Below are 9,197 nucleotides of genomic sequence, written 5' to 3'. Positions count from 1 at the left end.
GGGCCCTACCACTCCCGCTTACTCCCTCACTCGTGCCGTCTCCCGGCACCGCGTAGCGGCACCGCGTACCGATGCCGAGAGTCGACGCAGGCCGCCGATGCCGTCCGTGTACCGATGCCGCTCAGCGGCCGGTCCGGCCGGCCGCGCGATACCGATGCCGCTCGCTGATCGCTGGTCGATCCGGCCGGCCGGCCCGCGCGATCCGGCGCCCGTCGGCCCGCCCCCGGACCAGCCGTCGTCCAGCCGTCCAGCCGGACCGGCCACAAGCCCGAATCGGCTCACCGGGCCCGACCGACTCGATTCACCCGATTCACCCGATCAACCCGGGCCCGATCGACCCGCCCGAATCAACCGACCCGATCGGCTCGCCCGCATCAGCTCGCGCAAGTCCGCAGACAGGCGATCAGGCTGCGGGCCTGCACATTCAGGTAGTGCCGGTGCTGCAACAACCAGGTGATCTGCGGCATGGTCATCCAGCGGAACCCCTGCGGCTCCTGGTCCGGATAGTCATCGCCGACCTCGACGATCACGTAGCGGCTGCGGGAGTGGTAGAAACGGCCGCCCTCCTCCGACATCTCCGCGTCGAAGAGCACCCGCCCCTCCTGGCGCCGAACCGCGAAGTCCACCAACTGCTCATGGACCGACCCGCGTAGATACTCGTGGTTCTCCGGCGTGCCCTGCACGGTCGGCGCCAGCTCCACGGTGTCGATGTAGCCGGGTTCGACACGGGCGTGGAGCAATGCGTGCAGCACCCCGTCGATCCGCTTGACCAGCAGCGCGGCCATGCCGATGCCATGGGGCTCGATCAGGGGCTGGGTCCAGCCGGCGACCTCACGGCTGTTGGCGACGACCTCCACGGCCTTGACGCTGAAGAAGAGTCCCCGGTCGTGGGAGATGTCCCAGTCCGACCGCTGCCAGCCGGGCAGCCCGGTCAGCCCGACGACGGTGGTACCGAGGTCGTAGGTGGCCTGACTGTTGGTGATCCAGTTGAGGATTTCAGCGCCGGTGTGCAGACCGCTGCCCCGGTCGGTGGCGGTCCCGGTGCCGATGCCCGGCAGGCAGGAGAGCACCGTCCGGGCGTCCATGTTCACCCGGTGGTCGATGCGCAACTGTTCCTGCACCTGTCCGAGCGTCAGCCAGCAGAAGTCGTCACCCGCCTCGACGTCGGGCCCCACCTCGACCAGCATGTTCCGGTTGCGCTTGCGGTAGAACCAGGAGCCGTGCTCGGACTGGAGGACGTCGGCGATCACCCGGTGCGGTTCGACGTCCACGAAGTGTTCGAGGTAGACGACCTTCCGGCCCCGGTGCACACCGGTGTAATTGCTCTTGGTGGCCTGCACGGTGGGCGAAAGCTGCACCCCATTGGGATTTCCGGGTTCGGCCTTCGCCTGCATCAGGAAGTGGAGTACGCCGTTGATCTCGCGCACCGCGATGCCGAGTACGCCTATCTCCCGCTGGAGGATGATCGGCTGCGACCAATTCCGTACCGGCCCGTCGCCGACCTCGACATCCAGACCCGCTACCGAGAAGAAGTGGCCACTGTCGTGCACCAGATTTCCGCTGCCCTCGGCGAAGGACCAGTTGCGCATCGAAGCGAACGGAATGGGGGTGACGTCATGGACCTGCGTCGCGCAGCGCTCCGAGAACCATTTCTCGAACCGCTCCGGGCTGGTGACGGCACCATCGATGACACTCGCGGACTCCCGCAGTCGCTCCAGTAGTCGGGGGTCTTCATGACGGAGAACGCCGAGTCCGGTGGTTGGAGGCATGGGGTCTCTCTCCGGTTGGTGAGTGAGTCGGCGGATCGCTCCGCTTCCGGTCGGGAGTGACCGGATTTCAGCCTGTGAGCCCGTGGCCCGCATTCCAGGTGAACACGGTCCTCGGGACCACACCTAGGGGAGGCAGCGGCACACTAGGGGTTCACTCAGTCCCACCGGCCCGGGACACCGGCGAGGGATAGTCGGCGACTTTCCCTAGATTCCCTACGGGGGCCACACCGCCCGGTCGACCCCGCCGACATGCTGGCGGTGCTCGCGATCTGACGTACTCGCGAGAAGAGAGGGCAGCATGACCGACACCGAAACCTGGATCCGGCGGTTCTTTCCGAGTCCGGACGCCGCCGTCCAATTGATCTGTCTTCCGCACGCGGGTGGTTCGGCACCCTTCTACCGCCCGGTCGCCCAGGCGCTGAGTCCTCGAATAGAGGTGCTCGCGGTGCAGTATCCGGGGCGGCAGGACCGCCGTCACGAGCCGATGGTCGACAACCTCGGTGAGCTGGCGGACCAGGTGAGCGCGGCGGTCCTGGACAGCGTCGATCGGCCGTACGCCCTGTTCGGGCACAGCATGGGCGCGACGCTGGCGTTCGAGACCGCCGTCCGGCTGGAGCGGGCCGGGCGCGGCCCGCAGCGGGTCTTCGCCTCCGGCCGGCGAGCACCGTCCCGACACCGGGACGAGCGGGTGCACACCCTGGACGACGACGGCGTGGTGGCCGAGCTGCGCGGCCTCAGCGGTACGGACCAGCGCATCTTCGGGGACGAGGAGTTGTTGCGCATGGTGCTGCCGGCCATCCGCAACGACTACTACGCGGCCGAGACCTATGTGTATGCGCCGGGGCCGCGGCTGCGCAGCCCGATAACGGCACTGGCCGGCGACAGCGATCCCAAGGCGAGCCACGACGAGGTGCGGGCCTGGAGCGCGCACACCGACGGCGATTTCGACCTTCAGATGTACTCCGGTGGCCATTTCTATCTGCTCGACCACTCGGCCGCCGTACTGCGGATCATCAACGAGCGATTGAGCGAGCCCGCCTCCGCACTGCGGTGAACGGCCGGCCGGACGGCCACTCACCGAAATCTCTGTCTCGCGGGGCTGATTCGCTCACCCTGCCGTGGATGTAGGAGTGATGACGTTGAAGCACATCGCGATCTTTCTCTTTCCGGGATACGGGCATGTGAATCCGACGCTGGAAATGACCCGCTGCCTCATAGCGGCGGGACATCGGGTCACCTATGTCGTGGACGAGCGATTCGCGGACCGTACCGGAGCCGTGGGTGCCGAGGTGGTCACCTATGTCTCGCAGCGCAATCGATTTCCGCGCGGAAATGTGTCCGGTGACGAGATACAGGCGCTCGGCCTCGATTTCCTGCGGGAGTCGATGGATGTGATACTGCCTCGGTCGCTGGACGCCTTCGCGGACGATGTTCCGGATCTGGTCCTCTACGACCTGGAGAGCTTCTTCTCCGCGCGGATCGCCGCCCGTCGGTGGAACAGACCGACTGCGCAGCTCTTCCCGTACTTCGCCAGCAACGAGAAGTTCTCGCTGGCGCTGGAGATGTTCGACGGTGCGGTGGACTCGGTCCAGGAGTGCATACGCATGGTGGGGGACTTCCTCGTCGCGGAGGGCGAGGAGCCGGACGCCGTCTGGCCGTTCATGGTCAACTACGACGAGCGCAATATCGTGCTGCTGCCCCGGGAGCTCCAGCCGATGGGTGAGACCTTCGACGAGCGGTACACGTTCGCGGGGCACAGCATGGCGGCGAACCAGCACGGCACCGGCGGTTGGCCGGGCGCGGACGGTGAGCGCCGGGTCGTGCTGATAACGCTGGGCACCGAGATGAACGACCGCTCGGACTTCTTCGAGACCTGCGAGCGCGCCTTCGCCGACGGTGGTTGGCACGTGATAATGACGGTCGGTCCGGGAAATCTGCCCACGGACCGGCCGGTAGCGGACCATGTGGAGACCCACGAGTGGCTCTCCTTCGGCACGGTGCTCCCCCATGTGGACGCCGTGGTGTGCCATGCGGGCATCGGCACCATGCTGGAGACGGTCTCCTTCGGAAAGCCGATGGTGGTCGTCACCTACACGCCGGGCGACCGGTTCGACGGCAAGCAGGCCGAGGAGCACGGACTCGGTGTGGCGCTGCCGGGCGACGAGGTCACCGCCGAGCGGCTGCGGGAGAGCGTGGAGCGGGTCTCGAACGATCCGGAGATGCGGCAGAGCATCGCCCGGATGCGGATCAACATGCTGGCCGCGGGGGGCCCTTACCGGGCCGCCCAGGCGGTCGAGGGCTGGCTGAACGAGCCAGCGGCACCGGAGCCCGCCGTCGGGGCGGGATCCTTCCACAGCGACGAACGGGACCGGCCATAACACCATGACGTATGCGATCGAGACCGAAGGTCTCATCAAACGGTTCGGTAAGGTCACCGCGCTCAACGGACTCGATCTGACGGCACGCGCCGGTACGGTCCTCGGCGTTCTGGGTCCCAACGGGGCCGGGAAGACGACGGCGGTACGCATTCTGGCTTCGCTGTTACGGCCGGACGCGGGCGTCGCCCGGGTCTGCGGTTACGACGTCGCCCGCGATCCGCACGAGGTCCGGCGCATCATAGGGCTCACGGGACAGTACGCCTCGGTCGACCAGGAGTTGACCGGGGTGCAGAACCTCGTCATGGTCGCCCGGCTGCTGGGACTGTCCAGGCCGGCCTCGAAGCAGCGCGCGGCGGAGCTGCTGGAGCGGTTCGGGCTCGCGCACGCGGGGGACCGCAAGGCACAGACGTACTCCGGTGGGATGCGCCGCCGACTGGACCTCGCGGTCAGTCTGGTCGGTGATCCCGCGGTGCTGTATCTCGACGAGCCGACCACCGGTCTCGATCCGCAGAGCCGGTACGAGCTGTGGGACATCGTGCGCGATCTGGTCGCGGGCGGTTCGACGGTGCTGCTCACCACCCAGTACATGGACGAGGCCGACCGGCTCGCCGACGACATCGTGGTCATCGACGGCGGGGTGGCCATCGCGAGCGGGACCTCCGAGGAGCTGAAGGCGAAGACGGACCGGCAGACCCTGGAGATCCAGCCGGCCGACCCGGACCGGCTGGCGGACACCATCCGGATCGTGACGGAGCTGAGCGGGTCACAGCCGGTCGTGTCGGGGAACCGGCTGCGGATCCAGGTCAATGACACGGCGCTGCCGGGCACGGTGCTGCGGCTGCTGGACGGGGCGGGTATCGAGGTGACCGAGCTGGCGCTGCGCAGGCCGAGTCTGGACGAGGTGTTCCTGTCGCTTACCGGCCGTACGGCCCGGGACGCGTCCGGCCCCGTGTCCGGCGAGGCGGCGACGGCCGGCGCCGGTCCGATGGAAGGGGGAAGGCCGTGAGCACCGCTCAGGTCTCGCTGGTACCGCAGGTACCTCAGGCGCGGGAGAAGCATCGGCTGGGGCTGCGGCTGACGGTCCGGCACTGTCTGATCCTGACCGGCCGCAATCTGCTCCATCTCAAGGCGCATCCGGGGCAGTTGATCGGTTTCGCCGTGGTGCAGCCGCTGATGGTGATCGCGCTGCTGGTCTATGTCTTCGGCGGCGCGATCTCGGGCAGTACGGAGAGCTATCTCCAGTACGCCCTGCCGGGTCTGATCGTGCAGATGACGGTGTTCTCGGTGCTCGCGTTCGGCGCCGGCCTCAACGAGGACATCAGCAACGGCGTGTTCGACCGGCTGCGCTCGCTGCCGATCGCGCGGATAGCGCCGCTGATGGGTCATCTGATCGGCAACACCCTCCAGATCATGATCGGGATGGTGATGCTGCTGCTCGTCGGCATGGTGCAGGGCTTCGACGTGCGCACCGGTCCGCTCCAGGCGCTGGGCGGGCTCGCGCTCGCCACGGTGTTCGCCACGGGGCTGGCGTGGATGTCGATGCTGGTGGGGCTGGTGGCCAAGTCGGCGACCACCGTGCACCTCTTCAGCGGGGTGCTGATGTTCCCGCTCACCTTCGGCAGCAATGTGTTCGTCAAGACGGACACCATGCCGGGCTGGCTCGCCGCCTGGGCGGACGTCAATCCGATCTCCCATGTCACCACCGCGCTCCGGGGTCTGCTGTCCACGGGTTCGGTGGGGACGTCGGTGTGGTGGTCGCTGGGGTGGACGGTGCTGCTGACGGCCGTCCTCGCCCCGCTGGCGATCCAGGCGTACCGCCGCAGGATCTGACCGCACGCGAGCACCACGGAGTCACCACGGGAGCCACTGCCGAGGGGCACGGGAACGACGGAAGGCGGCACCACCGCACATCGCGGTGGTGCCGCCTTCTCGTCTCGTCAGCCCGTCAGCCCGTCAGCTTCCGAAGGGCCAGGAGACCTCCGGCGCCTGGTAGTAGATCACCTGCGCCTGCCGCAGCCGCGGCCCCTGCGCCGCGACCCGCTTCTTGAACGCGTTCCAACTGTGGTGGGCGGCCGGTGCCCAGCCGATGTCCGCGATGGCGAGGAGGCGGGGGAACGCGAGGTTCTCGACCGTGTCGTACCCGAAGACCGTGTCCGTGAAGAGCGGCGCCTCCACCCCGGCGATGGCGGACGCGGGCAGCCCCTTGAGCACCCGGTCCGGCTGCCACTCGTAGGAGTCCCTGAGCGTGGTGGTGCCGGCCCAGGTGTTGCCGGTCGGGTAGTCGGGCTTCTCGGGCGTGTACTTCATATCGAGGTAGGCGTTGGTCGCCGGTGCCATGACGACCTTCGCGCCGGCCTTCGCCGCCGAGACGACCTCCTCGTTGTTGACCCCGACGACCCAGAACTCGGTCAGCGTGTCGGCCGGCTTCAGCGCGGGCATGGACTCCTGCCAGCCGAACACCTTCTTGCCGTACTTCTGGACGATCGGCGCGACCTTGGCGTAGTACGCGGCGATCTGCTCCGGTGTCCGGCCCTGCGTCTCGTCACCGCCGATGTGGATGTACGGGCCGGGCGTCATCGCCGCGATCTCACCGATCACCTGGTCCATGAAGGTGTAGGTGACCGGCTTCTCCACACAGAGGCGTCCGTCGGGGCTCTTGATGAAGCCGGTGTAGACCGGGGGCGCCTTGCCGTCGCAGTTCAGTTCCGGGTACGAGGCGAGGGCGGCGTGCTGGTGGTCCGGCCCCTCGATCTCCGGGATCACGGTGATCCCGCGCGCCCAGGCGTACTGGACGATGGCCTTGTACTGGGCCTGCGTGTAGAAACCCTTCGTCACACCGGCGAGACCGCTGCTGCCGCCGATCCTGGTCAGCTCGGGGCGGGACTTGATCTCGACGCGCCAGCCCTGGTCGTCGGTGAGGTGCAGATGGAAGTAGTTGATCTTGTACCGGGCGAGGGTGTCGATGTACCGCTTCACCGCCGTGTCGGGCAGGAAGGTCCGCGCCACATCGAGCATCGCGCCCCGGTAGGCGTACCGCGGCTGGTCGAGGATCTGGCCGCCCCGCACCGGCCAGGGGCCGCGCGCTTCCGTCCGGCTGTCCAGCTTCACCGGCAGGAGCTGGCGCAGGGTGCCGATGCCGTGGAAGAGGCCCGCCCGCCGGTCCGCCCGGATGGTCACGGACCGCTGGGTGATGTCGAGCTGATACCCCTCGGGGTGGGTCACCGCATTGGCACCGCCCAGCTCCAGGACCACACCGCGTGGTTGCGCGGCGGGTTCGAGGCCCTTCACCGGCAGGGCGTAGCCGGTCGGCTTCCGCAGCACCCCGGCGAGGAAGTCGGCCGCGGCCCTCGCATCGGCCGACCCCGCCGTCGCGTGGATCGCGTCGCGCGCGGTGAGGTTGAAGACGACGCCGGGGCTGGGCCGCACGCTCACCGGCGCCGGGACCACCTGGGTCAGCGGCGGAGCGCCCGCCGACGCCAGGGACGCCACCGACGCGCTGTCCGACGCCACCGCCGTGGACAGCGTTCCCGTGACGGCGAGGAGGGTCGCCACGCCGGTCATCTTGAGCCGTCGGCCGAGGCGGCCCCCCGGCGGTTTCACTCTCTGATTCATCCGGACCGCTTCTCCTTCGCGAAGGTGGCTGGGAAGTGACTCCGTGCACGATCAGCTTCGCTGTTGCGATCTAGCGAGAGACCTAGTCTTGGCCGCCGGGGGCCGATGGGGTCAGCCCCGCATGTACATACTCACGCCGTGAACGGACGATCGGGACAGAACCGAGCGCCGCACCGGCGCGGACATGTCGGCGTATTCACCTTCCCCGCGTACGCGCACATCGCGCCCGCGCTGCCGACGCTGGCCGAACTGGTCCGGCGCGGGCACCGGGTGACCTGCTGCGTCGCGGAGCGCTTCGCCGACATGGTCCGGGCCGTCGGCGCGGACCCTGTGGTGTACGAGTCCACCTTCCCCTGGGCCGCGGGACCCACCGGGTCCGCACTGGAGGGGATGCTGCACTTCTTCGAGGAGGGACACGCCCCCCTGCGGGCCGCCGTGGCGGCGTTCGCCGATGACCGGCCCGATGTGCTGGCCCACGATCTGGCGGCGTCCGAGAGCGCCCGCCTGCTGGCCCGCTCCTGGGACATACCCGTGGTGCAGATGTGCTGCACCATCGCCTCCAGCCCGAAGTTCTCGATGACCGAGCGCCAGGCCCGGGAGGCGCCGGAACCACCGCCCGGCGAGGAGACGATCGACGCGGCGCATCCGGCGATCACCCGGTTCGTGGCCAGCCGCGACCGGCTGCTCGCCGAATGCGGTCTGACGGACGTGTCGATCGACGGCTTTGGCGCGGAACACGGCGACAACATCGTGTTCCTGCCGAAGGAGTTCCAGATCGCGCCGGAGACGTTCGACGACCGGTTCGCCTTCATCGGGCCCTGCCCGGAGGCGGTCGCGGAACCGGCGCCGGGCACCGGGTGGAGCCCGCCGGCCAGCGGCCGTCCGGTGCTGCTGCTGTCGCTCGGCAGCTCGTACACCCCGGACCAGGGCGCGTTCCTGCGCTCCTGCGTGGCGGCGCTCGCCGACTCCCCCTGGCATGTGGTGACGACCCTCAGCCACCGGGTGCGGCCGGAGGAGTTGGGGCCGCTGCCGCCCAATGTCGAGGCCCATCAGTGGCTGCGCCACCCAGAAGTGCTGCGGCACGCCGCGGCGTTCGTCACCCACTCCGGGATGGGGAGCGTCATGGAGGCCCTCGCCTTCGGGGTCCCGATGGTGCTGGTGCCGTACCACATCGAACAGCGGGTTATCGCCGCGCGGGCCACGGAACTGGACCTCGGGCGCGTCCTGCACCGGGAGGCGATCACCCCGACCGCGCTGCGGACGGCGGTGCACGAGGTCTCCACCAGTCCTCGCATCCACGCGGCGGTGGCGACCATGCGCCGCCATGTGCACGAGGCCGGTGGGGCCGCGCGCGGCGCGGACGTCGTGGAGTCGCTGCTGCGCACCGGCCCGGCCACTCACCCACCCACCACCCGCGACCTACGGAAGTGACACACGC

At 68.9% G+C, this 9,197-nt stretch carries 7 protein-coding genes; 5 read left to right on the top strand and 2 right to left on the bottom strand.

Annotated features, from left to right (window positions below; all coding sequences use genetic code 11):
- Positions 1-374: 374 nt before the first annotated feature.
- On the bottom strand, positions 375-1,769 hold the full coding sequence (locus ACH4S7_RS29975; protein WP_398524471.1) for an NDP-hexose 2,3-dehydratase family protein: 1,395 nt from the start codon (positions 1,767-1,769) through the stop codon (positions 375-377).
- 298 nt (positions 1,770-2,067) lie between these two features.
- Here ACH4S7_RS29975 and ACH4S7_RS29970 point away from each other — a divergent pair, with 298 nt between their 5' ends.
- The 4 genes from ACH4S7_RS29970 (at position 2,068) to ACH4S7_RS29955 (ending at position 5,977) form a co-directional block, all read left to right on the top strand.
- A complete protein-coding gene (locus ACH4S7_RS29970; RefSeq protein WP_398524470.1) occupies positions 2,068-2,823 on the top strand; it encodes a thioesterase II family protein in 756 nt (251 codons plus the stop codon).
- 79 nt (positions 2,824-2,902) lie between these two features.
- Complete coding sequence (locus ACH4S7_RS29965) at positions 2,903-4,147, top strand: macrolide family glycosyltransferase (protein ID WP_398524469.1); 1,245 nt, start codon at positions 2,903-2,905, stop codon at positions 4,145-4,147.
- A gap of 4 nt (positions 4,148-4,151) precedes the next feature.
- Positions 4,152-5,153, top strand: coding sequence for an ATP-binding cassette domain-containing protein (locus ACH4S7_RS29960; protein ID WP_398524468.1), 1,002 nt, complete (start codon positions 4,152-4,154; stop codon positions 5,151-5,153).
- Complete coding sequence (locus ACH4S7_RS29955; RefSeq protein ID WP_398524467.1) at positions 5,150-5,977, top strand: ABC transporter permease; 828 nt, start codon at positions 5,150-5,152, stop codon at positions 5,975-5,977. The genes ACH4S7_RS29960 and ACH4S7_RS29955 overlap by 4 nt, the downstream gene beginning before the upstream one ends.
- Positions 5,978-6,100: 123 nt before the next feature.
- Here ACH4S7_RS29955 and ACH4S7_RS29950 read toward each other — a convergent pair whose 3' ends face one another.
- Complete coding sequence (locus ACH4S7_RS29950; protein ID WP_398524466.1) at positions 6,101-7,759, bottom strand: beta-N-acetylhexosaminidase; 1,659 nt, start codon at positions 7,757-7,759, stop codon at positions 6,101-6,103.
- 138 nt (positions 7,760-7,897) lie between these two features.
- Here ACH4S7_RS29950 and ACH4S7_RS29945 point away from each other — a divergent pair, with 138 nt between their 5' ends.
- Entirely contained in the window at positions 7,898-9,190 is a 1,293-nt protein-coding gene (locus ACH4S7_RS29945) for a macrolide family glycosyltransferase (RefSeq protein WP_398524465.1), read from the top strand.
- The last annotated feature ends 7 nt before the right edge of the window (positions 9,191-9,197 follow it).

Origin of the sequence: Streptomyces sp. NPDC020965 (assembly GCF_044333555.1) — a bacterium.
Classification (GTDB): domain Bacteria; phylum Actinomycetota; class Actinomycetes; order Streptomycetales; family Streptomycetaceae; genus Streptomyces.
The sequence above is the reverse complement of the archived record's forward strand: the minus strand, read 5'-3'. Positions and strand labels throughout refer to the sequence as shown.